The organism is Spectribacter hydrogenoxidans (assembly GCF_031846275.1).
GTDB classification, from domain to species: Bacteria; Pseudomonadota; Gammaproteobacteria; order Nevskiales; family Salinisphaeraceae; genus Spectribacter; species Spectribacter hydrogenoxidans.
In genome coordinates this window covers 123,802-149,119 of sequence record NZ_JAVRIB010000004.1, presented here as the reverse complement: position 1 = coordinate 149,119, position 25,318 = coordinate 123,802, and the positions used below count along the sequence as shown (strand labels likewise).

At 66.8% G+C, this 25,318-nt stretch carries 19 protein-coding genes; 4 read left to right on the top strand and 15 right to left on the bottom strand.

The window, feature by feature from the left end; genetic code table 11:
• The first annotated feature begins 10 nt into the window (after positions 1 to 10).
• Positions 11 to 601 carry an NUDIX hydrolase gene (locus RM532_RS05215; protein ID WP_311652112.1) on the top strand — a complete coding sequence of 197 codons (591 nt, stop codon included), beginning with the start codon at positions 11 to 13 and terminating at the stop codon, positions 599 to 601.
• Between the two features lies 1 nt (position 602).
• On the opposite strand, the gene RM532_RS05210 is transcribed toward RM532_RS05215, so the two are convergent.
• From RM532_RS05210 to RM532_RS05170, 9 genes are all read right to left on the bottom strand, one after another.
• The gene (locus RM532_RS05210; protein ID WP_311652111.1) at positions 603 to 1,940 is read right to left on the bottom strand and encodes a hypothetical protein; all 1,338 of its coding nucleotides are present in this window, start codon (positions 1,938 to 1,940) and stop codon (positions 603 to 605) included.
• A 70-nt stretch (positions 1,941 to 2,010) separates the two neighbouring features.
• Positions 2,011 to 3,501 (bottom strand): hypothetical protein, encoded by a 1,491-nt coding sequence (locus RM532_RS05205; RefSeq protein WP_311652110.1) that lies wholly within the window; start codon positions 3,499 to 3,501, stop codon positions 2,011 to 2,013.
• A 371-nt stretch (positions 3,502 to 3,872) separates the two neighbouring features.
• Positions 3,873 to 6,956 (bottom strand): TonB-dependent receptor, encoded by a 3,084-nt coding sequence (locus tag RM532_RS05200; protein WP_311652109.1) that lies wholly within the window; start codon positions 6,954 to 6,956, stop codon positions 3,873 to 3,875.
• A gap of 29 nt (positions 6,957 to 6,985) precedes the next feature.
• A complete protein-coding gene (locus tag RM532_RS05195; RefSeq protein WP_311652108.1) occupies positions 6,986 to 8,191 on the bottom strand; it encodes a tetratricopeptide repeat protein in 1,206 nt (401 codons plus the stop codon).
• 25 nt (positions 8,192 to 8,216) lie between these two features.
• Complete coding sequence (locus RM532_RS05190; RefSeq protein ID WP_311652107.1) at positions 8,217 to 8,858, bottom strand: energy transducer TonB; 642 nt, start codon at positions 8,856 to 8,858, stop codon at positions 8,217 to 8,219.
• Between the two features lie 33 nt (positions 8,859 to 8,891).
• Positions 8,892 to 9,308, bottom strand: a complete 417-nt coding sequence (locus RM532_RS05185) for an ExbD/TolR family protein (RefSeq protein ID WP_311652106.1) — start codon at positions 9,306 to 9,308, stop codon at positions 8,892 to 8,894.
• The gene (locus RM532_RS05180) at positions 9,305 to 9,928 is read right to left on the bottom strand and encodes a MotA/TolQ/ExbB proton channel family protein (RefSeq protein WP_311652105.1); all 624 of its coding nucleotides are present in this window, start codon (positions 9,926 to 9,928) and stop codon (positions 9,305 to 9,307) included. The genes RM532_RS05185 and RM532_RS05180 overlap by 4 nt, the downstream gene beginning before the upstream one ends.
• The gene (locus RM532_RS05175) at positions 9,928 to 11,397 is read right to left on the bottom strand and encodes a MotA/TolQ/ExbB proton channel family protein (protein WP_311652104.1); all 1,470 of its coding nucleotides are present in this window, start codon (positions 11,395 to 11,397) and stop codon (positions 9,928 to 9,930) included. Before RM532_RS05175 ends, RM532_RS05180 begins: the two co-directional genes overlap by 1 nt.
• Positions 11,397 to 12,230: a DUF3450 family protein gene (locus RM532_RS05170; protein ID WP_311652103.1), complete on the bottom strand. Its 834-nt coding sequence runs from the start codon at positions 12,228 to 12,230 to the stop codon at positions 11,397 to 11,399. The genes RM532_RS05175 and RM532_RS05170 overlap by 1 nt, the downstream gene beginning before the upstream one ends.
• 272 nt (positions 12,231 to 12,502) lie before the next feature.
• Between RM532_RS05170 and fdxA the strand changes: the two genes are divergently transcribed.
• Positions 12,503 to 12,826 carry a ferredoxin FdxA gene (fdxA, locus tag RM532_RS05165; RefSeq protein ID WP_311652102.1) on the top strand — a complete coding sequence of 108 codons (324 nt, stop codon included), beginning with the start codon at positions 12,503 to 12,505 and terminating at the stop codon, positions 12,824 to 12,826.
• Between the two features lie 19 nt (positions 12,827 to 12,845).
• On the opposite strand, the gene RM532_RS05160 is transcribed toward fdxA, so the two are convergent.
• Both RM532_RS05160 and xerD read right to left on the bottom strand, forming a co-directional pair.
• On the bottom strand, positions 12,846 to 13,526 hold the full coding sequence (locus RM532_RS05160) for a DsbC family protein (RefSeq protein ID WP_311652100.1): 681 nt from the start codon (positions 13,524 to 13,526) through the stop codon (positions 12,846 to 12,848).
• Positions 13,527 to 13,619: 93 nt separating this feature from the next.
• Positions 13,620 to 14,534, bottom strand: a complete 915-nt coding sequence (gene xerD / locus RM532_RS05155) for a site-specific tyrosine recombinase XerD (protein ID WP_311652099.1) — start codon at positions 14,532 to 14,534, stop codon at positions 13,620 to 13,622.
• A gap of 45 nt (positions 14,535 to 14,579) precedes the next feature.
• Here xerD and zapE point away from each other — a divergent pair, with 45 nt between their 5' ends.
• Positions 14,580 to 15,659, top strand: a complete 1,080-nt coding sequence (zapE, locus tag RM532_RS05150) for a cell division protein ZapE (RefSeq protein WP_311652098.1) — start codon at positions 14,580 to 14,582, stop codon at positions 15,657 to 15,659.
• A 26-nt stretch (positions 15,660 to 15,685) separates the two neighbouring features.
• Positions 15,686 to 17,134: a pyridoxal-phosphate dependent enzyme gene (locus tag RM532_RS05145; protein ID WP_311652097.1), complete on the top strand. Its 1,449-nt coding sequence runs from the start codon at positions 15,686 to 15,688 to the stop codon at positions 17,132 to 17,134.
• Between the two features lie 5 nt (positions 17,135 to 17,139).
• Here RM532_RS05145 and RM532_RS05140 read toward each other — a convergent pair whose 3' ends face one another.
• The 4 genes from RM532_RS05140 to RM532_RS05125 all read right to left on the bottom strand — a co-directional run bounded on the left by RM532_RS05140 (position 17,140) and on the right by RM532_RS05125 (position 25,182).
• Positions 17,140 to 18,675, bottom strand: a complete 1,536-nt coding sequence (locus RM532_RS05140; RefSeq protein WP_311652095.1) for a glycerol-3-phosphate dehydrogenase/oxidase — start codon at positions 18,673 to 18,675, stop codon at positions 17,140 to 17,142.
• A gap of 8 nt (positions 18,676 to 18,683) precedes the next feature.
• On the bottom strand, positions 18,684 to 23,453 hold the full coding sequence (locus RM532_RS05135; RefSeq protein ID WP_311652094.1) for an NAD-glutamate dehydrogenase: 4,770 nt from the start codon (positions 23,451 to 23,453) through the stop codon (positions 18,684 to 18,686).
• A gap of 109 nt (positions 23,454 to 23,562) precedes the next feature.
• Positions 23,563 to 24,219, bottom strand: coding sequence for a maleylacetoacetate isomerase (gene maiA, locus RM532_RS05130; RefSeq protein WP_311652093.1), 657 nt, complete (start codon positions 24,217 to 24,219; stop codon positions 23,563 to 23,565).
• 42 nt (positions 24,220 to 24,261) lie between these two features.
• Positions 24,262 to 25,182: an ROK family protein gene (locus RM532_RS05125; protein WP_311652092.1), complete on the bottom strand. Its 921-nt coding sequence runs from the start codon at positions 25,180 to 25,182 to the stop codon at positions 24,262 to 24,264.
• Positions 25,183 to 25,318 lie beyond the last annotated feature (136 nt).

Here is a 25,318-nt window from a genome sequence, read left to right as displayed (position 1 = left end):
GTTAGCCGCCATGAAACCCGGCTTCGAGTTCTGCCCCGACTGCGGCGCACCGATCACGCACGAAACGCCCGCCGGCGACGACCGCGCCCGCGACGTCTGCAGCCGCGACGGCAAGATCTTCTACCACAACCCCCTGGCAGTGGTGGGCACCGTGGCCGAGTGGGAAGGTCGCATCCTGATGTGCCGGCGGGCGATCGAGCCACGCCGGTATTTCTGGACCCTGCCGGCCGGCTTCCTGGAACTGGGAGAAACCGCCGCCGACGGCGCCATCCGGGAAACCCGCGAGGAAGCCTGTGCCGAGGTGGATATCGGCCCGCTGTTCTCGCTGATCAACGTCACCCACATCGGTCAGATTCACATGTTCTATCGCGCCACCCTGCGCGGCGGCCACCACGCACCCGGACCGGAAAGCACCGAGACGGTGCTGATGGACGAAGCCGACATCCCCTGGACCGAGCTGGCCTTTCCCACCGTCTACCTGACGCTGGAACGCTATTTCGCGGACCGACGCTCCGGGCGGTTCACGCTGCATGACGAGGACCTGGCCCGCGGCGAATGGCGCCGAATGGGCCTGCGCGAGAAGCCCACCCTGCCCGCCTGACTCAGCCGTTCTCGGCGGTGCCGAACACCGCGCCGGTTCGCCCCAGCTCGGCATGGGCCTGGTCGGCCGAGCGCCAGCGAAACCGGAACAGTGCCGGGCACCACTCGCCCGCCTTGCGCAGCCACCCGTGCCGCTCGATCCAGAGCGCATACTCGACATAGACCGGATCCAGCGCCAGGTGCCGCTCCTCGGTACGGGCCCGGACGTAGTAGATGGCGTTGACCAGGAACAGCAGCAGTGAGTTGCGCACGGCGTCGTCCCAGCCGCCGGCGGCCACGAACGGTACCGCAATAAGCCAGTAACTAAGATTCTTGGCGATGTAGGCCGGGTGTTTGGTCACGCGGAACGGGCCGCTGGTGATAATGCCCCGGTGGGTAAGGTTGGAAAAACGCAGGCCGAAGGCCACCGTCGCCCAGGCGTAGATCGCCGCCAGGCCGATGATCAGCACGGACCAGACCAGCGTCAGCGTGTCCGAGCCGGCCAGCCAGTTCTGCCAGCCGAAACCGTCGCTGTCGTAGGCCAGATAGGTCGCGCCGATCACACCCCACAGGGGCTGATAGCAGGCCAGTGCCGACAGCCAGCCGAGCAGCGTCGGCTCGGCCGAACGGATATGGCTGTCCAGCCAGCGCATGGCCAGCGTGTAACCCAGCACCCCGAATACCAGGTCCACCAGAAAGGTCATTTCCAGCGCCACCCGGAACCACCGGGCCTGATCCCAGAGCGCGCCGGTTTCGATTCCCTGCAGCACGAAGGCCAGCGAACGGGCCAGCAACGCGAACATCAGCGGCAGGAAGAAGGCCTTGATCAGCCAGCCCCGGGCGAACTGCCCGAGAACCGCGCGGTCCACCAGCTGCCAGCGGCCCAGTACCGCCATGCCCGCGTGCCAGGCGCCGTCGAACGGCTCGCCCAGACGGGCGTCGAGCCACGCGAAATACGGCACCGCCAGCACCGCCAGCCAAGGCCAGACATCGCGCAGCACGTAGAAGAACGGACCGTAGAACGTCCCCGCATATTCCGGGAATAACCAGTAGCCGAAGCCAATGATCACGAATGCCGAGTAAAGCCCCAGCAGCTTGACCGCCACGCGCCTGACGTCCGGCGGACCGGCCCGGCGGTCCGCGCCGCACTCCCGATAGCGACGAAACCAGAGGGTTTCTGCCAGCATCATCGGCATCGCCGCGACTAGGCAGATGAACAGTGCCTCCTGGACCTGATTCAGCCCGAGATCGCGCCAGGCCAACGCCAGCAGGCCACCGGCCAGACCGGCCAGACCCAGCAGGCTGGTTGCCGGATGCGTGGCGGATGCGGGCGGCTTGGAAGGAGTGACAGTCGAGGACATCACGCACCAAAAGACAGGGGTGTCGCCGAAGCTACACCCCTGTTATACCAACCGATTGTCGGGTCGGCGATTACTGACCGAAGTGCACGGTCCAGCCGCGCCACCACTCGGTCTGAGCCTGGGCGTCGGCGGAACTCACCGGGCCCATGTAGCTGTCGGCTTCACTCACGGCACTGCTCGGGCTCACGGCAGTCGTGACCTGGTAGGAGGCCGGATCAACACTGATGGTGTCGTCTTCCATGCCCTCGAAGGTCACGGTGCTACCGTCCTGGGCCATGCCCGCGAACCAGTCCTCTTCGAACGTGTCACCGTCCGGCTCCGCTGCGCCGACGCTGCAGAAGTAGGCCAGACCGAACGCGTTCAGGTCTTCGTCAACTTCGTCATCGTTGTCGATACAGCTGGTGCCGGCAACCGCGGCACTGGGCGCACCCATCAGGGTGGCACCGTCGGCAATGACGACATTCTCGAAGTTCGCGCCGTAGCCTTCACGCAGCAGCGCGCCGCCGGACTCGCCGTCGCCCCAGATCAGGAACAGACCGTTGGCCAGAACCGGGCGACTGACGGGCATGGCGCCGAAATTGTCACCATCGTTGTCCGATTCCGTGCCATGGTCACCCAAGCCGTTGGCCTGACGCACGATGAAGTTCTTGATCGTGCCGCGGAAGCCGAGGTCGATATCCAGACCGTCGTCCTCGGCGCCGTTGATCAGGATGTTGCTCTGGTTGACCGCGCCACCGAACCACTCGATGCCGTCGTCATTGGAGCCGATGACCTGGATGTTGTTGATGGTGGTGCCGCTACCAACCCCTTCCAGGGTGAGACCCTGCACTTCGGCGTCGGGCGCGAAGGCAACGCCGGACTCGGCGATGATGACGTAGCTCACCGTGCCGCTGCTGTCGCCATCGTCGTTGCCACCGAAGAACACGTTGCGGTTGGTGGCTTCGCTGGTCAGTTCGTTGGGAATGTTGCCGGCATCTTCGGTGCTGTTGGTCCGGGCATAACCATTCAGCACCAGGCCACCCCAGTCACCGCGACCGGTAAGGTCGGTCGGATCACCGTCGATTTCACGGGCGAAGCCGGCTACAGGCACGGCCCCCATGATGATCGGCTGTTCCATGGTGCCCTGGGCGTCGATCTGGGCGCCGCGGGTCACGCGGATGGCAGACGCCGAACCCTGATCGGCATAGATCTGCACGCCGGATTCAATCGTCAGCACGACTTCATTACCGGGAGACGGCGGGGTCGCATCCTCGGCATCACCGGTGCCCACGAATACTTCGCCATCGAGCACGTAGACGTGATCGTTGGTAAGCGTGGTGTCCGCGAGAATGTCCTGGTCCAGCACGCAGACGGGGAATTCCGGGTTGGCCGAGCCGCCCTCGAAGTAATCACCATCGTCGAACAACACCACGGTGGTGCCCTCGTCCGTGGTACCACTAGGGCAGTTCGGCGACGAGGCCGGGGTGATGTCGGCAGAAGAGCCATCCGTCGGGTCGATGTTGTCGACCAGCGGATGAATATCCTCGGGAAGCAGCATGCCGAGCTGGTTGAAGGTGCTCATAGGATCACCGATGGCGCCTGCACCCGAGGTCCCGGACGTACCCGAAGTGCCGGAGGTGCCAGAAGTGCCGGAGGTGCCAGACGTACCAGAGGTGCCCGAGGTACCGGACGTACCGCTCCCCGAGGTGCCGCCCTCACCGCCGGAGCCGCCGGAACCGCCCTGACCGCCGGAGATGTTGCCGGTGATCAGATCGCCGCCCTCGCCGCCGCAAGCGGAGAGCACCAAACCGAGAACTAGGGCGCTACAGATGGAGCGCGCAGGTTTAAAAGACATGTCGTGTATCCCTCCCAAATGGATTAATTCGTTGCGTAAGCAAGGGCTGACGCTTACCGGTGCCAAGTTAAGCGCGGGCTATTGCAATTGCGTGACAATCAGAAAACTTCCCAGGACAGCGAGGCCCCGAACGAGCGGCCCAGAATGAATCGCTGCTGGAGCAGCGGGCCCTGCATGAACTCGATCTCTTCGTTGAGCAGGTTTTCAGCCTTCAGCTTGAGATTGCCGCGCTTGAAAAAGCCCAGGCTGTAGGTGAGATCAACAAAAGTGCTCGGCTGCTGGAACACGTCCGGACGGCCGTTGGCCCCGGCGGCATCGAGTCGCTCGCCGACCCGGTTCAGTGCCAGCGTCCAGTCATGAATGGCGCCGTCATAACCCAACTGGAAGTTGAACACGGTGTCGGCCTGCCCCTGCAGCCGGCGCTGCCGATTGGTGGCAATACCGCCGGGGCCGATTTCCACTTCCGATTCGGTAATGGTGAAATTGGCCTGCACGTAGCTCTTCTTGAGTAGGTCCGATTCCGGCAGCAAGCCGATGTCCGAAAACCAGTCGAGGCCGGCGCGCCCGTCGATCTCGAAGCCGTAGACTTCGCCGGTTTCGCCGTTGGTGAACTGGATGCGCTGACCGCCGCCCGCCACCGGCAGGAACTGCCGCTCGATCGGATTCTTCAGGTCCTTGAGGAATACACCGGCTGTCACTGCCTCCTTGGCCGAGGGATACCACTCCCAGCGAAGGTCGTAGCTCTCGATCTCCGTGGCCTCCAGATCCGGGTTGCCCGCGAACTGTTCTCCGGTATCCGGGTCCAGGAAAAGCGTGTCCGATATCTCCACCAGCAGGGGATAGGACACCGACTTGCCGGTCGTGAAACGAACCTGGGTGTTCTCACTGGAGAACCAGGTCAGGCCCAGCGACGGCAGGGTGTCGGTGCGGTCGAAGCCGCTGACCGTTCCTGCGTCGTCGGTCACTGACCTTGGCGTTGTCACTTCGTAATCCGCCTCCTCGCGGCGAACTCCGAGTGTCAACCGCAGCAAATCCGCCCAGCGCAGATCGGTGAGTGCATAGAAACCCGAGACATCGGCGGTCCCGAAGTAACGGTCCGAACCCACGGTTCGCTCAGAGAAATTCACCGTGTCGCCAATGGTGAAATCGTTGATGATTAACTCGGGAATCGGCTGCGACAGGTCTGCCAGCGAACCGGCCGGCTCGAAGTTGAAACGCCGCGTCACCGAGACACGTTCCTGGGCAGAGTCTGCGAGGCCAACCTTGATCATCGGGGTCAGGCGCCCCCAGTCGTTCAGCGGGAAGGTCAGATCCAGTCCGTAGCTGTTGACCTCATCGGTGACAACGTTGAACTCGCGCTGCAATGCGTCTTCAGCGGCGAATTCCAGCGGGTCGTCGTTGAACAGCGGGCCCTGGTAGTTCCAGGTGCGACGATCGGGCCGATCGCGGTCGCCGTCCGCGGTCTGGGCGCGCCAGTCGACCTGCACGAAATCGAAGTCATGCGAACCTACCAGCTGGTGCAGCAGGGTCTCGCGCTGGTTGAACTCGAGCAGAAACTGGCGCTCGCGGAATTCGTCACTGACTACGCTGATGCCGTCCGCGATCGAGGTCCGGTCCTTGGTGTCGCGAATGAAGAAGTTGTTCAGCGACAGCGAATGGTTTTCCCACTCGCCGCTGAAGACAGCCAGCGCGCTCATGCGGATGTCGCGCTCGGTGCGGCGGTCGGTGAAATCCTGCTGCACGCGCAGCGTGTCGATGCTATTGCCTTCGTAGGTAATGTCCCGCTCCTCGATGAAGCGGTACTTATGATCATAGGAGGCCGAGGCCAGCACGCCGAAACGGCCATAGCTGGTATCGAAGCCCTTGCCACCACTGAGGCTGCCGCCGACGTCTGCCGGCAGTTCCATGGTTTCGGGAAGGTGCACGTCGTTGAAGCTCTTGCCGAGCGCAATGCGCTCCTGTTCATTGGCGACCGACTGCAGGTTGCCGCCGGCCGCCCGGATCGGCCCCGGCAGCGCCCGGGCGCCGTTATCCTGGCCGAGGAAATCCTCGACGCTGCCGTCGTAGGTGGCACCGGTCTCCCCAGTACTCGCCGAATTGGCACCAGTAGAAACGGACAGATCGACGAACCCCGACTGCGGCACCTTGCGGGTATTCAGCGACACCAGACCCGCGCCGAATGCGCCCGGCTGATCGGCCGAATAACTTTTCTGCACCTCGATCCCGGACAGCACCCCGGCGGGAAAAAGGTCCAGCGGCACCGACTGCCGTACCGGATCGGTACTGGGCAACGGCGATCCGTTGAACTGAGCGTAGGTGTACCGCGACGGCTGGCCGCGGATGACCACGAACTTTCCCTGCTCCAGTGTCAGGCCCGACACGCGGGTCAGTGCTTCCGCCGCGTCACTGTCGCCGGTACGCGCAATCTGCTCGGCGCCCAGTACCTCGGTCACCTGCGAGGATTCGCGCTGAAGCGTGAAGGTCGACGCCACGCTGCCTTCGATAAAGGGCGCGGTCACGGTGTACTCGGCCAGCTGCACGCCGGAGGGCGCCATTTCCACGCTGGCGGTCACCGCCTTGCCGGGAATCACGCGGATGTTCTCCAGCGTCTGCGCGGCGTAGTCGGGATGCACGATGGACAGGGTGTAATTGCCGGGCGGCAGTTCCGCCTGGTACTGACCGGCCTCATTGGTGCGCATGCGGGTCTGGGTGCCGGCCACGAATATCTCGGCGCCGACGATCGGAGCACCATCTTCCACCGACACCACTTCGCCTTCCAGCAGTCCGGGCTTGAACGCGCCCACAATACGCTGCTCCTCGGTCTGGCCGGCCAGGACCGGATCGGTCCCGGAACTCTCGATAGCCACGTCTGGCTCGCGGCCGCTGCGCAGCGTCACCAGAATCTGGATGTCTTCCTCGTCAGCGGTGAGTAGATCGAGTTCGAGCAGGGTCTCGCCATCGCGTACCAGCCTGACGTCGCGGCGTCCCGCGGCAATGCGAGCGTAGATGGCGCCGGCCGGGCTGCTGGTGTCCACCGTGTCGCCATCCACCTGCATGTCCACGCCGGCCACCGGACTGCCGTCCTCGGCAAACACGAACAGCCAGACGTCGCCGCCGGTCTGGGCGAAGGCAGGGGCACACAGGCTGAGCACTGCGAACAGGGCTAGCGCACGATAGAACATGATTCGGCTCGCTGTCGGGGGCCGGCGCGTTACGCGCACAGCCAGGGATCGCTACGGCATTCCTGCATGTACTGGCGTAACTGGGTGGCCTGGCGAACCAGATCCCCCTTGGTGAGTCGGCTGAGATGCGCCTCCGCCGCATCGAACTTGCCGGCCTTGAACAACGAGTAGGCCAGGGCATAACGGATGTTCTGGTCTTCCAGCAGCCCCACGCGATTGAGCGAGGCCTGGGCACCGGCAACCTGCTCGTAGCGCTCCAGCTCCACCAGAATCGCCACGCGCTGACGCATCTTTTCCTTGGGATCCCGCACGCGGGCATTCAGGTTCAGCGCCCGGAAGAGCTGGCCGGCACGCCGGTGGAACTCGGCAGCCTCGTGCGTCAGCTCGGGGTGGACGGCAGCGGCCTTTTCGTAGACATCCGCCGCGGCCTTGCCGCGGCCGGTCTCGAAATACACCTGCGCCAGGGCCTGGGTGATCTTGGTGTTCTCGGGGAAGCGCAACTGGGCGTATTCCAGGAACGACAACGCCTCGTCGCTCTCGCCGCCCCGGTGCAGCGCCACGGCGATCGCAAGATAGTCCTCGGGTCCGCCCTCGATTTCGCCGAGATAGCGGCGACCCAGTTCCGCGGCCGACTGGTAGGTGCCCAGTTCCATCATGTAGAACACTTGGCGGCGCAGGAACTGGTGGTTGTCCGGATACCGCGCCAGGCCCGCTTCCAGTGCCCGGAACGCACCGACCGGCTGATCCAGCTTCCAGTGCGATTCGGCCCGGAGGATGTAGAGCGACGGATACTTCGACGCCGCGCTGCCCGCCTTGTCGATGGCGTCCAGGGTGTCCGCATATTCCTGTAACCGGAAGTGCGCCTGACCCAGATAGACGTAGATCACCGGCTTGTCCTGACCGGCGGTAATCGAGTCGCGGAAATCGTCTCGCGCCCCGGCGGGATCATCCCGGTTCAGGCGCGCGAGGCCGCGCAGGGTGTAGAAGCGCACCCGGTCGAGATCTTCCGCCGACGGATCGATATCGGACAGTACGGTCAGCGCACGATCGTAATAGCCGTCGCCCACCAACAGACCGGCGAGTGAGAGACGGTCCGACACGGTCAGATCGCTGGTGTCGCCGTCGGCCGGCATCTGTACCGCCGGCTCGCCGGTGCCCTCGTCCTGGGCCAGGACGGCGGGGCCGGCGATGGCCAGGGCCAGCGACAGGAACGCAGCAGTGAGCGTGGGGCGCATGGGAATCAGACTCCGCGACATCCGTTTAGCTGAGATCGAAGCTGATCCGCTGGCGCACCCAGGTCTTGACCGTTTCGCCCTTGTACTTGGCCGGGGTGAAACGCCACTGCTGGATGCCCTGCGCGGCAATCTGATCGAACACGCCGCCCGGCTCGGCGCTGAGCACCTTCACCTGTTCCACGGAACCGTTCTCGTCGACCAGCACGCTGAGCAGCACGTAACCCTCGACCCCCTCGGCACGGGCCTCGGCGGGATAGTTCATCGCACCCTGACGGATCGGCCTCGGGGCCTCGTCGACGGTGTCGCCGGTCATCACCACGTCGCGGGATTCCCCCAACAGGTCATCGCTGGCGCCGGCCACGCCGTCCATGTCCACCGCGGGAATGCCCAGATCCAGACCCGGCAGCGAGGAATCCAGACCGCGCAGCGGGTTCTGTGGCGGGTCGAGCGGATCGCGCTCGGGCGGCGGCTCCGGCTTCTGGACCACCTGCTCCGGTTCCGGCTGCTCCAGCTTCTCCACCGAGAACTCGGCGCTGGTGGTGCGATCCTCGCGATCCGGTGCCCGCGAGAACTCGTTCATCAGCACCACCAGGCTGAAGATGGAAAGCGAACCCGCCACCATGTAGGACAGGGCAATGCCGTGACGGCGTACGTGTGTTGCATTCATGTCGATAACTCCTTCTGCCGATGTGCGGAACAATCAGGTCCGGCCGCCCGCTTCATCGCGGGTGGCCACGCCCACGTCGGACGCGCCGGCCAGTCGCGCCTGATCCACCACCTCCACCAGTTTCTGCGACGGCACGTTGCCGTCGGTGACCACCAGTACCGAGCCGCTGGTGCTGACCTCGAGCAGGTCCTTGAGCCGGCTCTGGATCACCCAGGTCTGCACCGGCTGCCCGTCCAGATAGGTCTGGCCGGAGCCCTCGATGTAGATGCGCACGGCCTTGGTCGACGAGGGCTCGGCGGTGGACGCCTTGGGCCGGTCGATGTCCAGGTCCATGTCCTTGACGAAGGTCGTGCTGACCATGAAGAAGATCAGCAGGATGAAAACCATGTCGATCAGCGGCGAGATGTCGATGCCCTGCTGCTCTGCGCTTTCCCGTTGCCGGTACTTCATTGCTCGCCTCCATCGGCGCTGACCGCGAGTTCGCGGCTGCTGAGGATGTCCTTGATCTGGGCCAGTTCCATCTCGATCACCCGCTGCTTGCGGTCGAGAAAGCCCTTGATCACCAGCCCGGGAATCGCCACCGCCAGCCCCAGCTGGGTGGTGAACAGCGCCTGGGAAATGCCGGCCGCGATGCCGCCGTTGCGGGTATATAGCGCGGCGTCGTCCAGGGAACGGAAGGTCTCCATCATCCCGGTAACGGTGCCGAGCAGACCCAGCACCGGGGCCACTGCGACGATCGCGCCCACCAGCTTCCGGTAGCGCTTGATCTCCATGAAATGGTCGGCCAGCGCGTCATCCAGCCGCCGACGAAGATGCGCGCCGCCGCTGCGGGCCACGGCCAGGCCGTCACGGGCGGCCTGCTCGATGATGCCGCGGGCCTTGCCGCCCCGGCCTTCGATCTCGCGGCGCAGGACCACCCGCACGGAGATGTTGCCGCCGCGCCGCAGCACCGCCGCGCGGTAACCCAGCCCGAACCACAGCACCAGCGTGGCCAGTACCAGCCAGGGCATCACGTAGCCCCCGGCCTCATAGTAGAACTGGGCCCGCTCGAACAGGAGACCGAGCTCCATCAGGCCGGGCTCCCCGCGTGGGCCATGCGCGGCGTGGCGCCGTCACGGCCGGCGTGGTAGAGGTTGGTCACCCGCAGGGCGGCCTTCTCCATGCTGTCCTTGATGCGCTCGGCCCAGGACGACAGCACGTTGCCGACCAGCAGCGTGGGGATCGCCACCATCAGGCCCAGCTCGGTGGTGACCAGCGCAGTGGAGATGCCGCCGGAAAGCAGCTTGGGATCACCGGTGCCAAACTTGGTGATCACATCAAACGTGCTGATCATGCCGGTGACGGTGCCGAGCAGACCGAGCAGCGGGGACACCGCGGCAATCACCAGAATCATGGCGCCGAAGCGGTTCAGATGTCCGCTCTCCGCCAGGATCGACTCGGAAATGATGTCTTCCAGGTGCTCGCGCTGCCGATCCATGTTGCGCAGGGCCGAGCCCACCACGCGGGCCGCCGAGCCCTTGAACCGGCCGCAGGCCTCTAGCGCATCGTCCATGCGGCCTTCACGCACCAGCGCGCCGACCTCGCGTTCGAGCTTGCCGGTGCGGGAGCTGGCCCGGGCCAGGAAGGCGATGCGCACCAGGATCAGCAACAGGGCCACACCGGCCAGCCCCATGATGATCCAGGCGATGGTGCCGCCGCTTTCGATGTGCTCGATCACCGATTCCGCGCCGGTTCCCTCGGCACTGGTGTCCAGCGACTCGTACAGGAACAGCGGCAACACCGCCGGGCTGGCGCCCTGGGCGATCTCGCGCACGGTGTCGGTCGCGGCGTTCTCCCAGATCTTGTAGCGGCCGCCGCCGGCCGGGGCGAGCACGCCCGCGGCGTCGGGCGATACGCCGTAGGCGGCAATCCCGCCCACCTTGATCAACTGCCCGTCGATGCGGCTGCCGTCCTGGGTGAAGAAGGCGCCATCCGAGGTGCGCATCTCGCTGCGTTCGGTAATCAGTTCGCGGGCGGTAGCAAAGGTCTCGCGCACTTTCTCGTCGTCGCCAAGCTCGGCGAAATCGTCCCCGCCCAGCTTGTCGATGCCGTAGTCGGCGAGCGTGGATTCGGCCTGCGAGAAGGTGCCTTCCAGCACCTGCTGGGCATTGCTGGTCGAGCGCGTGCGCTCCTGGATCAGCTTGAGTTCCTCGCGGGCCTGGTTCTGCCGGTCCTGCACCGCCACCAGCTGGCTCTGCAGCTGATCCACGCGGCCCTTGACCTGCCCGACCTCACGCGAGGCCCGGGCTCGAAAGTCCTGGAGACTGCGCTCCAGCTGGGCCTTCTGCTCCACCAGAAACGCGAACTCGCGCTTGAACGCCTCTTCCAGGCGCTGCTCCACGCTTTCCTCCGAGGGTTCGGCTGCCGGGGCCGGTGCCGCGGGTGCGTCCGCGGACGGCGCATCGCCGGCCGGGGCGGGCTCATCCTGCGCCTGAACCGGGGCCAGCCACAGGGCCGCCGCAAGCGCGGCGAGCCGCCAACCATTGTTGATGACAGTCATTACTTCTCCCCTCGGGATTCGGCCTGGGCGATGTCGGTGGGGGTGTCGGCGGAGGCGCGGCGGATGCCGGACTCGCCGATGGCATTGGGCAGCTCGAAGAACCCGGTGCGCACCTGACGTTCGAAGGTCTGGAACAGCTCGCTGACCAGGCGGCCGCTGTCGTCGACCGGCTGGTAGCGCCACTGGTCGCCGTCGCGCACCACGTTGCCGTAGGCGCCGCCGCTGGTGCGGTAGAACATCATCACCATCCCCAGACGCGCGACGTCGGCCAGCCGCTCCTCGCCGTCGTGGCGAACGGTCTGCTGATACAGGCCGTTGTCGCCGGTCAGGCGGATCTCGTCCTCGTAGAAGGCCCACAGGGTGTTGATCGCCTTGTGCGGGGTGATCACGTCCTGTTCCACCCGGCTGCGGATCTGGTCGAGTTCCGCCAGGCGCTCGTCCCGCTTGAACGGGAGGCGGCTGTCGACCATCGATTCGGAGGCCTCGATGATGGCCATCACCACCGGCTCCAGCTGATCGGCGTCGGCACCCGCCTCTTCCGCATCCTCGCGGGCGCTGGCCATCCGGCCCTCGACCTCGTCAAGCTGCAGCTGCGCCTGCTCGAGACTGGCCTCGGCCTCGCCCCGCTGGCGCGCCAGCGCGTTCATGCGGCTGCGATGCTGGTCCTTGGCGCCGGCCAGCTCGTCGTTGAGTTCCTCCACCTCGCCGCGCAGCTCGATCAGCTGCTTCGACAGGTTGTCGATGGAGTCCTGGGCGGCGGCCGATCCGCCGGCCGCGAGCAGAATGCCGGCCAGGGTCGGACGCCAGGGTAATATCGACCACGAACGCGTCATCGGTGTCTCCCGAGATGTAGTACACCGGGGGCCGCGCCGCCGTCTAACCATGGCTCGGCGCAGTCCCCCGGGAAGCTCGGGACACAAGATGCGCGGCGAATGTTGCAATATTGTGTCGGCCGGTCATCGAGCCGCTGCCGGGCCTTTCAGAACGGACACCGGCAACCGGATCCGGTTGCCGGTTCAGCCGCCCCACCTGTCGTTTGCGCACCGCAACATGCGCGGGGCAGCTGTTATCATTGCCACCATTGCATGACGCCCGGAGCCATCTGATGACATTCGTCGTCACCGAGAACTGCATCAAGTGCAAGTACACCGACTGCGTGGAAGTCTGTCCGGTGGACTGCTTCCACGAGGGGCCCAACTTTCTGGTGATCGACCCCGAGGAATGCATCGACTGCACTCTGTGCGAACCGGAATGTCCGGTCGAGGCGATCGTGTCGGAGGACGATCTATCCGAGGATCAGCAGCATTTCCTCAAGCTCAACGAGGAGCTGTCCGCCGAATGGCCGGTGATCACCGAGATCAAGGACCCCCCCACCGACGCCAAGGAGTGGGAGGACGTCCCGGACAAGCTGAAGTACCTGGAACGCTGAGGCGCGCCCCGGCTCAGCCCTAGCTGTCGCGGCCGGTCACCTCGCGAATGATCGCCGCGATCGGCAGCCCCGCCGCCAATACCCGGCCGTCCTCGGTCACGAGGGTGGGGGTGCCGCGCAGATTCATGGTTTTCGCGGCCAGCCGGTACTGATCCGCCACCGGGTTGTCGCAGCCGGCATCCCCGCCAGTCCGTTCGCCCCGGAATGCCCGGGTCAGCGCCTGCTTGCGGTCGGTGGCACACCACACCGCCTGCGCCCGCTTGAATGCATTGGAATCGGGACCGGACAGCGGATAGAACAGGTAGCGCACCCGGATGCCAGCCGCCAGCAACCGGTCCATGCCCTCATGCAGACGCCGGCAATGGCGGCAGGCCACGTCGGTGAACACGGTCAGCGTGTGCTGCGCCTGTCGCGGCTCGTACAGGATCATGTCCTGCTCGGCGACGGTCCCGATCTTTTCCAGCCGCCAGTCACGCCGCTCGGCCTCGGCCAGATTCACCTCTTCCTGCAGATCGATCATGTCGCCATCGAACAGATAGCGGCCATCGGCGCTGATGTAGCCCACCACGCCGGACTGGGATATCTGCCACATGCCCGGCATCGGCGTCGGGGAGATGTCCGCTGCCGCCACCCCGGGGAAGCGCGACGCCACCTCGGCCCGGAAATCCGGGTCCGATAGATCACCGGCGTGCACAGGCATCGCATGGCCCGGCACGAGCAGCATCAACAGAAAAACGGCGGGAGTTCGCATCATTGCCGTGATAGACCGTGGCCAGGGATAGTCGTTCGTCGCTCAACCACGGGGGTGATGCTGACGATGCAGGTCCTGCAGCCGCGCCCGGGCGACGTGCGTGTATATCTGCGTGGTGGACAGGTCGGCGTGCCCGAGCAGCATCTGCACCGCGCGCAGGTCCGCCCCGTGGTTGAGCAAGTGGGTGGCGAAGGCGTGCCGCACCCCGTGGGGCGACAGGCCCTGACGGATCCCGGCCCGTGCGGCGTAACGCTTGATCAGATGCCAGAAGTTCTGCCGCGTCATCACCTTCCCGCGACTGGTGATGAACACGGCATCGGTACCGGGCCGGCCGTCGAGCAGGGCCGCCCGGGCCCGGTGCAGATAGGCCTGCAGCCAGTCCTGGGCGGCCTCGCCCACCGGCACCAGCCGCTCGCGCCCGCCCTTGCCCATCACCTGGACCACACCCTGGCGCAGATTCACCTGATGACGCTGCAACCCCACCAGCTCCGACACCCGCAGCCCGGTGGCGTACATCAGTTCCAGCATCGCCCGGTCGCGCAGGCCCAGGTCGGTCTGTGTATCCGGGGCGGCCAGCAGGTCGTTCACTTCGGTCTCGGTCAGCGTGTGGGGCAGACGACGACCCAGCCGCGGACTGTCGATCAGGGCAGTAGGATCGTCTTCGCGTCGACGCGCGGCCACCAGCCAGCCGTAGAAACGACGCAGACTCGACAGCAGCCGGGCGGCACTGCGGGGACTGGCGCCAGCCCGCTGGCGCCGGCCCAGGCAGTCCAGCAGATCGGCGCGCTGCGCTCCGGCCAGCCTGCCGCCGTGGCCAAGGGCCAGCGCCACCTGGCGCAGGTCCGAGCGGTAGGCCGCGAGGGTGCTGTCGGCCAGGCCGTATTCGGTCCAGAGCTGATCGAGAAATGACTCGATCAACTGCTGGTCCTCGGCGGAGAGCGCATCGGGGTGGGCCATGGCTGATGCGTATACTACGCCTCCACATCCGAGCGATCGACCGTCATGCCCGCCGCTGAATCCGCCGGACCAAGACAACGCTACGAGCAGGATCTGGCTGATCCCGATTTCCAGTCCGATCCGGCCCAGGCCGCTGCAGTCGACGCCCTGCAGGCGATTCACGATGCCCTGATCGATTCCCCGCCCAAACGCCTGCGCCGGGGCTGGACGCCGGTCAACGGCCTCTACCTGTGGGGCGGCGTGGGCCGGGGCAAGACCTACCTGATGGACCGATTCTTCGAATCGCTGCCCTTCACCCGCAAGCGGCGCAGCCATTTCCACCGCTTCATGCACCAGGTCCACCAGCGCCGGCGGCATTACAGCGACAAGCGGGATCCCCTGAAGCTGATCGCCCGGGAAATGGCCCACGACCGGGTGCTGTGCTTCGACGAATTCTTCGTCGCCGACGTGGCCGATGCGATGATCTTGGGCCGTCTGGTGACCGAACTGTTCGAACAGGGGGTGACGCTGGTGGCCACCTCCAACATCCCGCCCGACGATCTCTACGCCGGGGGCCTGCAACGTGAGCGTTTCCTGCCCGTGATCGACCGCATCCAGAAACACTGCGAGGTGATGGAGCTGGATCACGGCCTCGACTACCGCTTGCGCCAGCTGGAACGGGCCGAGATCTATCACCACCCGCTGGATGCCGATGCCGAGGACAACCTTGCCGCCTACTTCCGTGAAATGGCCGGCAGTAGCAGCGAATCCAACACCCACCTGGAAATCAACGAACGTGCGGTACCCGCGCGACGGCTCGGCAGCGACGTCGTCTGGTTCAGCTTCGACGACCTCTGCCGCGGCCCCCGCAGCGCCGAGGACTACTGCGAGATCGCCCGCTGTTTCCACACCGTGCTGGTATCCGGCATCCCGGTACTCGACAACGCCGAGAACGACCCTGCCCGGCGGCTGATCAACCTGATCGACGAGTTCTACGATCGGGGGGTCAAGCTGATCGTGTCGGCCGAGGCAGCGCCGGAGGACCTGTACACCGGCAAGCGTCTGGCCTTCGAGTTCGAACGCACCATCAGCCGCCTGCGCGAGATGGGCAGTCACGACTATCTGGCCGCTGCCCACCGGCCCTGAATACCGGCAAACGCGGAAACCGAATCATGAGTGATAACCACCCGACCGGCGACGCCTATTCCGCCCAGACCTTCTACGACGATGTCGCATTGCTGCTCGAACAGACGCTGGCCGAACAACCAGCACGGCAGGACCTGCGCCTGAAGCTGCTGGAGGTCTATGCCGCTGCCGGCAGACGGGACGCCTTCGCCGCGCATGCCCGCGCCTACAAGGCCAATCTCGACGAGGGGCTGCCCGGCGACTGGTTCAAGGTGCGCGAACTCGGCGACAGCCTCCTGTTGCCCGGACATGATTCCGACCCGAAGGCCGACCGCGAGTCTGCACCTCGCAGCAAGCGCTTCGGCGAAACCGATGCCGACACGCCGCTCGGACGCACACTGTCCGGCCTCGGCACCGACTACGAACGGTGCCGTGGCGAAACCGGCTTTCTCGACCGTTTCGACGAACAGCGGATTCGGTTGACCGGTCGCCCCCTGCCACCGTTGTACGAAGCTATCCGCCTGAGTGCCGAGAATGGCGGCGCCCGGCTGTTTCTGGCACGCAACGCCGCCAACGACCTGATCGACCAGAAACTCGCCAATGCCCTGCTGCAGGGTCTGCTGGCGGTCCAGACCAGACGCCGGGAACTGGTGGCGGCCACCCGCTCGGGGGTCCACGGCGTGGCAGTGGCAAGCGTTGCTGCATTCCTGGGCCTGGCTTGCCGGTTGCACATTCGCGACGGCGACGGACAGACCAGCCAGGCCCGGCTGGAACAGGCTGAGCAGCTTGGGGCGGTTATCATCTCGCATCGCGCCGGCATTCACGGCAGACAGACCGGTACCCGGGCGGCGGCCGCGGCGGCCCTCAACGAACTTCGCGAACTGGCGACCGCCGACTGGCTGAAAGATCCGGATCAGCGCCTGCTGGTGAACGGCCTGGCCGCCGGCCCGGCCCCCTTCCCTTCAATGCTGCGCGATGCCCACGCCGGCCCCGGACGGGCCCTGCGCCGGGAACTCATCCGCCAGACCCGTCACCTGCCGGATGCCGTTGCCGCGCCGCTCGACCACGGCCTGGATGCCTTCAATCTGTTCGTGCCCTTCCTCGGCTATCAGGCCACGACCCTGATCGGAGCGGAACAGCCGGCAGCCACGACGAAATCCCCCGAGCCGGACCACCCGCCTGACCGGCGCCGGGTTCACTACAGTACCGACCAGGTTGCCGCGGCCGAGCGCATCCTCCACGCCCCCGGTCACGCCAACACCCAGCGCGAGCACGCCTGGCTGCGGGCCACCGGTCGGGTGGACTATCAGATGGTTGCGGAGGAGGACGTCGACCGGGCCGCCGAGGCGCTGGCCCGTCTGGAGGGGTTCGTCGTATCAAGGCGTTCGGCCCGGGCTCTGGCCACCGGGCTGACGGCCGCCCGCGACAACCCGCGGGACCGGGCAGTCGCAGTGCTGATCGAGAACGGCCTCCGCACCGACGGCAGCCGAGACTGATTGCGTCAGTCGCGGCGCGCGAGCGAGTGATAGCGCTGCCAGGTCTCGCGATAGGCGGCGACCTCGCGATCCCAGCGCGCCCGGTCCCAGCCCAGTTCGCCCCGACAGAGCGTTTCCACCGCCGGCAACACCGCCTCGCCCCCGGATGACAGCAACAGGCCCAGGCGGGTACGGCGCAGCAGCAGATCATCCAGGTGTTCCACCCCCTCATGGCGCAACGCCCAGCGCAGCTCCGCCCAGGTGAAGGGCGTGTCGCCGACCGTCGCCGGTTCCTCCAGCGCCCGCACGCCGGCCGCGTGGGGGCCGTAACGACCGGCCAGCCTATCCCCGCCGCCGGAGAGAATGGCGGCATCGGCGGACAGTCCTGCCAGCGCGGGTAGCCGGTCCGTCAGCGTGGCCAGCACCTCGCGGGCGGTGACCCGGTAGGTGGTGAGCTTGCCCCCGGTGACGTTGACCAGCCCCTGTTCGGCCCAGATGGCGCTGTCGCGCGAGGCCTCGCCGGGATTGTCCGCCGCGCCGGCCACCACCGGCCGCACCCCCGAGAAACTGCTGACCGCCCGGTCGCGGGCAAGCCCCAGACCGGGCACGTAACGGTCCACCGCCGCCATGATGTAGTCACCCTCGGCGTCGGTCATGCGGGGTGGGGTGTCGGGAAAATCGGCATGATCGAGATCGGTGGTACCCACCAGCGTGGCCCCGCACCAGGGCACCGCGAACATCGGCCGGCCGTCGTCGGGATGAAACAACATCACCGCCCGTTCCAGCGGCCAGTCGGTCCGGCGGAACACCAGATGACTGCCGCGCAGCGGGCGCAGCCGTGGCGCACCATCCAGCTGTCGCCGCAGCCGATCGCTCCAGGGTCCAGTGGCATTGATCACGGCGGTGGCCATGACATCGGTCCGGCGATCCGTGATCCGGTCGTGCAGACTCACCCCGCAGACCTGCCCCTGCCCGTCACGACAGAGGGCGTCGACCCGGGCGTAATGCAGCGCCTTCCCGCCGTCGGCCAGCGCTTCGCCGATCACCCGCAGCACCAGCCGCACGTCGTCGGTGCGGGCATCGGGATAGACGAAGGCGCCGCGCAGCCCGTCCGTGGCCAGATAGGGCAACTCGTTGATCACCGCATCCCGGCCGCGGTAATGGGCATGCCAGCGGCCGGCCATCAGATCGTAGACCGCCAGCCCCAGCCGCGTGACCAGCCGGCCGGGCCGGTGGCCGGCATAGACCGGCATCAGGAAGTCCATCGGCTCCACCAGGCCCGGCGCAGCGTCGAGCAGGGCCTGGCGTTCGTGCAGGGATTCACGGGTGAGCCGCCACTCGCCGTTGGCCAGATAGCGCAGCCCGCCGTGGACCAGCTTGGTCGACCAGCTGGAGGTGCCGCTGGCGAAGTCGTTCTGCTCTACCAGCAGCGCGCGCAGGCCCGCCCGGGCGGCTTCCCGCAGGATGCCGGCGCCGGTAATGCCGCCGCCGATGACGATCAGATCCCAGGGACGATCGATCTCCGACCAGAGCCGGTCGCGCCAGTCCGCGTGGTGGAACATCGGCCGCGTCAGCGGCCCGGCTCTTCGGGCACCAGCGCCGCCAGATCCCGGACCGCTACAGCCAGATGCTCGAAGCCGGGCTGCTCGGTGCCGCGCAGATCGACCAGACGCTGCTGCACGAACGCGGCCCGACTGCCCGGGGCATTCAGCCAAGCGTCGACATCGGGTTCACCCTGGTCAGTTTTGATCAGGATGTCTGCAACCAGCCGGGCATGGGCCCGGTAGCAGTCATCGCGCAGGCTGGCCCGGGCCAGCGCCTGCCAGCGACCCTCGGCGGCCAGTCCCTGGATCGTCTGCTGCAGCCACTGCAGCGACAGGGTTTCCCCCACCCGGAAGTAAACCGACGCCACGCGGTCCGGTTCGGCGTCGCAGCGCCGGGCGATGCCCAGCATGTCGAACAGCCCGCCGGCGTTGTCGACGGCCGCCAGCTGTCCCGCCAGGGCCGACGGCACGCCCTCGGCTTCCAGCGCCTCGGTGCGGGCCCGGTAGTGCGCCTCGTAGGCCCCGACAAACCGGGCCGGCAGATCGGCCAGCAGCTGTCGAGCGGGCGCCCGGTTGGCGTCCAGCCAGGCAGCCATGTCGGTCTGGCCCTCGGTGCGAGCCAGCAGCCAGCCCACGGCGTGCTTGAGCAGGCCGGTGATTCGCTTGAGCAACCGGTACTGGCAGTCGGTGGTGACCTGATTGTCCAGCGCCTCCACCGCCTCGAACAGGGATTCGCTGTCCAGCGCCTCGGCCGCCAGCAGATAGGCCCGGACCACCGCGGCACGATCCACACCGCGCTCGGCGGCCAGCCGGTGCGCCAGGGCGATGCCCATGCGGTCGACCAGCTGGTTGGTGGCCAGGGTGGCGATGATTTCCCGCCGCAACCGGTGCCCGCGCACCGCCGCCGCATGCTCGTCGCGCAGGCGCGGCGGGAAACCCGACAACAGCAGCTGTGCCAGCTGCGGCTGGTCCGGCAGGTCGCTGTCCAGCACGTCCGCGAACAGCGCAATCTTGGCATAGGACACCAGCACCGCCAGCTCCGGCCGGGTCAGGCCGAGGCCGTCGCGGATGCGGTCATCGATCACGTCGTCACCCGGCAGCCCCTCGATCGCGCGATCCAGCAGGCCGTCACGCTCGAGCATGCGCATCATGTTGACGTGCTCGTCCAGGCGGGCGGCGGCGTCGGATTCCAGCAGGCTGATCAGCTGCGTCTGCAGATAGTTGGTGCGCAGCACCAGCTGCGCCACGTCCTCGGTCATCGATTCCAGCAGGGCGTTGCGCGCCTGGCGTTCCAGTTCGCCGGCGGCCTCCAGTGGGCCCAGGGCAATCTTGATGTTCACCTCCAGATCGGAGGAATCCACCCCGCCGGAGTTGTCGATGGCATCGGTGTTGATGCGGCCGCCGACCAGCGCGTACTCGATGCGCCCGGCCTGGGTCAGGCCCAGATTGCCGCCCTCGCCCACCACCCGGCAGCGCAGTTCACGGCCGTCCACCCGCAGGGCGTCGTTGGCCCGGTCTCCGACCTGGGCGTGGGATTCCGTGCGGGCCTTGACGTAGGTGCCGATGCCGCCGTTCCAGAGCAGATCCACCGGCGCGGCCAGCAGGGCATGAATCAGCTGGTTGGGCGCATACGCCTTGTGTTCGATACCGAGTACGGCGCAGGCGGCTTCCGAGGGCGCCACGGATTTCTCGCTGCGTTCGAACACGGCGCCACCCGCGGAGATCACGCTGGTGTCGTAGGCGTCCCAGCCCGAGGCCGCGGCCGTGAACAGGCGCTCGCGCTCGGCGTAGCTGCGCTCGATGTCCGGATCGGGGTCGAGAAAGATGTGGCGATGGTTGAACGCCGCCAGCAGCCGTATCTGCCGGGACAGCAGCATGCCGTTACCGAACACGTCGCCACCCATGTCGCCGATCGCGACCACCGTGAACGGTTCGTTCTGGATATCGGATCCCAGTTCCCGGAAGTGCCGCCGCACCCCCTCCCAGGCGCCGCGCGCCGTGATGCCCATCACCTTGTGGTCATAGCCGGCGGAGCCGCCGGAGGCGAAGGCATCATCCAGCCAGAAGCCGTACTCGGCGGAAATCTCGTTGGCCAGATCGGAAAACGTCGCGGTGCCCTTATCCGCGGCCACCACCAGATAGGGATCGTCGCCGTCATGGCGCACCACCGCCGGCGGCGGCACCACCTCGCTGCCGTGGTTGTTGTCGGTGATGTCGAGCAGTGCGCTGATGAAGGTGCGATAGGCCGCCCGACCCTTGTTCTGACGGGTATCCCGGTCATCGTCGGGCGACTCGTTCTTCACCACGAAACCACCCTTGGCCCCGACCGGCACGATCACCGCGTTCTTGACCACCTGGGCCTTCATCAGCCCCAGCACCTCGGTGCGGAAATCCTCCCGCCGGTCCGACCAGCGCAGGCCGCCCCGCGCCACCCGGCCGGCGCGCAGATGAATCCCCTCCACCGTGGGCGCATAGACAAAGGCCTCGAACATCGGCCGCGGTTCCGGCAGTTCCGGCAGCCGCTGCGGATCCAGCTTGAGGCTGATCGCGGTCCGCGGGCGGCCCTGATCGTCACGCTGGAAATAATTGGTGCGAAGCGTGGCCAGCACCACCGCCAGGCAGGCGCGCAGCACCCGGTCGGCGTCCAGGCTGACCACGGCGTCCAGCCCCGCGTGGATGGTCTCGACATGGACCAGTTCGCGCGAGCGCCGATCGGCCAGGTCGGGCTCGCAGCGGTCGTGGAACAGCCCCACCAGGGCGGTGGCCAGATCCGGGTGTTCCGCCAGACGCTGCTCGATGCCATCCAGGCTGTAGGGCAGCGGCGTCTGGCGCAGATAACGGGTGATAGTACGCAGCAGCGCCACGCCACGTGCCGCCAGCCCGGCAGTCAGCACCAGCCTGTTGAGGCTGTCGTCCTCGGCACGGCCGGCCCAGACCTCGGCAAAGGCGCTTTCCAGCCGCGCGATGTCGTCGTCGCCGAGCACGGCGGCAAGTGGCCGGATCTCGAAGTCGTGAATCCAGGCCGGATCAGCCCCGGCCGGACGCACGGTGAAGGGGCGCTGGCGGGTTACCTGCAGGCCGAAATTCTGCAACACCGGCAGCATCTCGGACAGCGGGGTTTCCGCGCCACGGCCGTAAAGCCGCACCGCCATCACGCCATCGCGGCGGATCAGCCGCAACCGCGGCTGGTCATCGGCCAGTGTCTGGAGTTCCCGCGCATCAGCCACTGCCCGGGCTGCCTCGTGGCGTTCCTGATAAGCCGCGGAGAATGCCTCGGCATAGGCGGCCAGCGCCTCGGGCGCGTCCGGGTCGTCGGCCAGCGCGGCGCGGAAGGCGTCCGGCCAGCGGCGGATGGCACGCAGCAACTCGTTTTCCATGACCGCCACGTCGGGGTGGTGATCGGTCCCCGGCGGCGTGGCCACGCTGAAATGCATCCGCACCAGGCCCCCACGCAGGAACTGCGACCAGGAATCACGGGGCTCCCCTCCGAGCATTTCGGCCAGCCGCCTGCCGATGCGGTGGCGCACATCCACCGAATATCGCTCGCGCGGCAGATGCACCATGCAGGAGAAGAAGCGGCCGTAACGGTCACGGCGCAGAAACAGCCGCATGCGCTGGGATTCACGCAGCGCCAGCATGCCCATCGCGGTGCGATAGAGTTCTTCCTCGCCGCTCTGGAACAGCTCGTCGCGCGGATAGGTTTCCAGCAGATAGTGCAGCGTCTTGGCGGCATGGCTGCGGGGCCGCAGCGCGGCGCGGGCGACCACCCCGCGTACCTTGCGCCGGAGCATGGGAATCTCGCGCGGGCTGGCCGCATAGGCGTCGCCGGAAAACAGCCCCAGAAACCGATGGGCGCCGATCACGTTGCCGGCATCATCCAGACGCTTGACCGTCACCACATCCATGATGTCGGCATGGTGCAGCCAGCTGGCGGTATTGGATTTGGTGACCACCACCGGACGGGTGGACATGGCGTGCTTGTCCAGTTCGGCGGACGGAGCCAGGTAACCGTCCGGGTCCAGCCCGGGACGATCCTCCCGCAGCAGACCGAGGCTGGAATCCGGCACCGTGGTCAGCCCGTCATCCGGCCCCGCCGCGCGCTGCCGATAGCCAAGAAAGGTGAAATGGTTGTCGCCCAGCCAGCGCAGAAAGGCCTCGGCCTCGCTGCGTTCCTCGGCGTCCGCGCCGGCGGGGGCCCGGGCGGTGTCGTCGATCGCCTGCTGCAGCGCGCGGCGCATGGCAGTGAAGTCGTCCACCACCACCCGCAGGTCATCCAGGATCACCGGCAACCGCGCGCTCAGCGCGTTTTCATCGTAATCCGGTTCGGCCTCGAACTGCAGGTGGATGAAGGATTCCTCATCACCGTGGATGTCGCTGTCGGCCGGCCCCAGCACCCTCACGCAACGGTGTTCGGCATCACGGGATACCCGCAGCACCGGGTGCAGCAACCAGTCCGGCACGCCGCCGGCGGCGCGTACGGCCATGCCGAGGCTGTCGACCAGAAACGGCATGTCCGCGGCCACCGTTGCCACCGCCCGGGTCCGGTCGCCGGCCGGATAGTCGGGGCGGTAGACCTCGATGCAGGCCTGCTGTGGCGTACGGGGATCGGCCAGCCGACGGTGGCGCCGCGCGATGGCCAGCAGGGCCTCCGCCGAGCGTTCGTGGAGATGTCCGGGATGAGCATCGCCGAGATAGGCGCGCAGGAAAGCTGCAAAATCGGGCGGATCATCCGGTGCGGGTGCTGCCTCGGCAGCCCGAACAAGGTTTTCGATATCAGCGGGCTGGGACAGATCCACGGCGACCCCGGTCGAGACAACTTGCCGCCAGCCTAGCGCCGCCCGGACGCCGGGCCAACCCGAGCCATTGAATCAGGCCGCGCGCCCCGGTTCTGCCATCCCGGTCGCGTCAGCGCGCGGCGGCGGCGTGATCGGCCTGGGTCTCCGGTGCGGCCGCCTGGAATGCGGCCATGGTGAGACAGCTGCGGTACACGCGCCGCAGACAGGGGTAACTACTCAGGTCCACGCCATAGCGCTCGGCCAGACTCACCTGCGGCACCAGACAGACATCCGCCAGGCTGGCCCGGTCGCCGAAGCAGTAGGCCCCGTCATGATCGGTACCCGCGAGAATCGACTCCATCGGCGCAAAGGCCTTGTGCAGCCAGTGCACGAACCAGCGGCTGCGTTGCTCGTAGTCGAGCTTCATCTCGTCGCGCAGATAACGCAGCGTGCGCAGGTTGTTCAGTGGATGCGTGTCGGCCACGGCGATCTGGGCAAACGACCGGATACGCGCGCGCAATTCGATGCCCTCGGGCAGCAGCGGGCGCTCGGGGTAGCGTTCCTCCAGGTACTCGAGGATGGCCGAGGACTGGGTAATCAGCAGATTCTCGTCCACCACCAGCGCCGGAATCAGGCCCTGGGGGTTCAGGTTCAGATAGGTCAGGCGCTCGGCCGGGGCATTGCCCACATCGAGAAAGATGGACTTGTAGCTGACGCCCTTGATGTTGAGCGCGATGCGCACGCGGTGGGCCGACACACTGCGGTAGTGGGTGTAGAGCTGAAGCATGACCGGATTATTGCGGCAATCGTGGGGCCGGAAGTATACGCGCTACCACAACCACGCCGCGCCCCGGACCCCGCTGGCATCGCCGTGTGCGGCCGGGCGGACGGTCGTCACCACCTGGTCCGCGAACACGAACGGCGCCCACAGCGCCGGCAGATGGTCGTACAGCCGCGACACCTGCGACAACCCGCCACCGATCACGATCACAGCCGGGTCCAGCAGGTTGATCACGCCCGCCAGGGCCCGCCCCAGCCGGTGCTCGTAATCGGCCAGCACGGTTTCCGCCAGCGCCTCACCCTGCCCGGCCCGGGCCACGATCTCGCGGGCATCCAGCTCGGCCCCGCCGCGTTGGTGATAATCGGCGGCCAGCGCCGGCCCGGACAACCACGTTTCCAGGCAGCCGGTCCGCCCGCACCAGCAGACCGGTCCCGGCCACTCGGATGGATCCCGCGCCCAGGGCAGCGGATTGTGTCCCCACTCGCCGGCGATGCCGTTGGCCCCGGCCAGCAGCTGCCCGCGGTAGACGAAGCCCCCGCCCACGCCGGTGCCGAGAATCACGGCGAACACGCTGTCGGCACCTGCCCCGGCACCGTCGGCGGCCTCGGAGACGGCCAGACAATCGGCGTCATTGGCCAGTCGTACCGGCCGGCTCAGGGCCGCCTCCAGATCCCGCCCCAGCCGCTGCCCGTTGAGGCAGACGGAGTTGGCGTTGCGGATCAGACCGGTGGCCGGCGACACCGAGCCGGGCGTGCCAACGCCCACGCTGAGTTCACCGGTGCCGACCTCGCGCTCCAGCGCGGCAACCAGATCGCGAATGGCGATGACGGTGCCGCGATAATCGCCAACCGGCGTGGCGACCCGCCGTTCGACCGCCACCGTGCCATCGGCATCAAGCACCACGCCGGCAATTTTGGTCCCACCTAGGTCTACTCCTATACGCACCCTATTCGTATTGCTGTTTTTCATTTTGAACAGATGACATGGGATACACGATTGGCCATACGAGCGAGCACTCCGCCATGCTCAGGTCAGGACCCTCAGCTGAGCATTGCACCAAGCCAGCATCACCGATCAGCACTCCAGCGCGCTACTGCCCAAATGC

Excerpts from the sequence above, each read along its gene's own strand:
- RM532_RS05210 (WP_311652111.1), bottom strand. The coding sequence starts at position 1,940 with ATGTCCTCGACTGTCACTCCTTCCAAGCCGCCCGCATCCGCCACGCAT.
- maiA (WP_311652093.1), bottom strand. The coding sequence starts at position 24,219 with ATGCTTCAGCTCTACACCCACTACCGCAGTGTGTCGGCCCACCGCGTG.
- zapE (WP_311652098.1), top strand. The coding sequence starts at position 14,580 with ATGCCCGCCGCTGAATCCGCCGGACCAAGACAACGCTACGAGCAGGAT.
- RM532_RS05195 (WP_311652108.1), bottom strand. The coding sequence starts at position 8,191 with ATGCGCCCCACGCTCACTGCTGCGTTCCTGTCGCTGGCCCTGGCCATC.
- RM532_RS05140 (WP_311652095.1), bottom strand. The coding sequence starts at position 18,675 with ATGTTCCACCACGCGGACTGGCGCGACCGGCTCTGGTCGGAGATCGAT.
- RM532_RS05215 (WP_311652112.1), top strand. The coding sequence starts at position 11 with ATGAAACCCGGCTTCGAGTTCTGCCCCGACTGCGGCGCACCGATCACG.
- RM532_RS05190 (WP_311652107.1), bottom strand. The coding sequence starts at position 8,858 with ATGAATGCAACACACGTACGCCGTCACGGCATTGCCCTGTCCTACATG.
- RM532_RS05200 (WP_311652109.1), bottom strand. The coding sequence starts at position 6,956 with ATGTTCTATCGTGCGCTAGCCCTGTTCGCAGTGCTCAGCCTGTGTGCC.
- RM532_RS05125 (WP_311652092.1), bottom strand. The coding sequence starts at position 25,182 with ATGAAAAACAGCAATACGAATAGGGTGCGTATAGGAGTAGACCTAGGT.
- RM532_RS05185 (WP_311652106.1), bottom strand. The coding sequence starts at position 9,308 with ATGAAGTACCGGCAACGGGAAAGCGCAGAGCAGCAGGGCATCGACATC.
- RM532_RS05205 (WP_311652110.1), bottom strand. The coding sequence starts at position 3,501 with ATGAGCACCTTCAACCAGCTCGGCATGCTGCTTCCCGAGGATATTCAT.
- RM532_RS05170 (WP_311652103.1), bottom strand. The coding sequence starts at position 12,230 with ATGACGCGTTCGTGGTCGATATTACCCTGGCGTCCGACCCTGGCCGGC.
- xerD (WP_311652099.1), bottom strand. The coding sequence starts at position 14,534 with ATGGCCCACCCCGATGCGCTCTCCGCCGAGGACCAGCAGTTGATCGAG.
- RM532_RS05180 (WP_311652105.1), bottom strand. The coding sequence starts at position 9,928 with ATGGAGCTCGGTCTCCTGTTCGAGCGGGCCCAGTTCTACTATGAGGCC.
- fdxA (WP_311652102.1), top strand. The coding sequence starts at position 12,503 with ATGACATTCGTCGTCACCGAGAACTGCATCAAGTGCAAGTACACCGAC.
- RM532_RS05145 (WP_311652097.1), top strand. The coding sequence starts at position 15,686 with ATGAGTGATAACCACCCGACCGGCGACGCCTATTCCGCCCAGACCTTC.
- RM532_RS05160 (WP_311652100.1), bottom strand. The coding sequence starts at position 13,526 with ATGCCTGTGCACGCCGGTGATCTATCGGACCCGGATTTCCGGGCCGAG.
- RM532_RS05175 (WP_311652104.1), bottom strand. The coding sequence starts at position 11,397 with ATGACTGTCATCAACAATGGTTGGCGGCTCGCCGCGCTTGCGGCGGCC.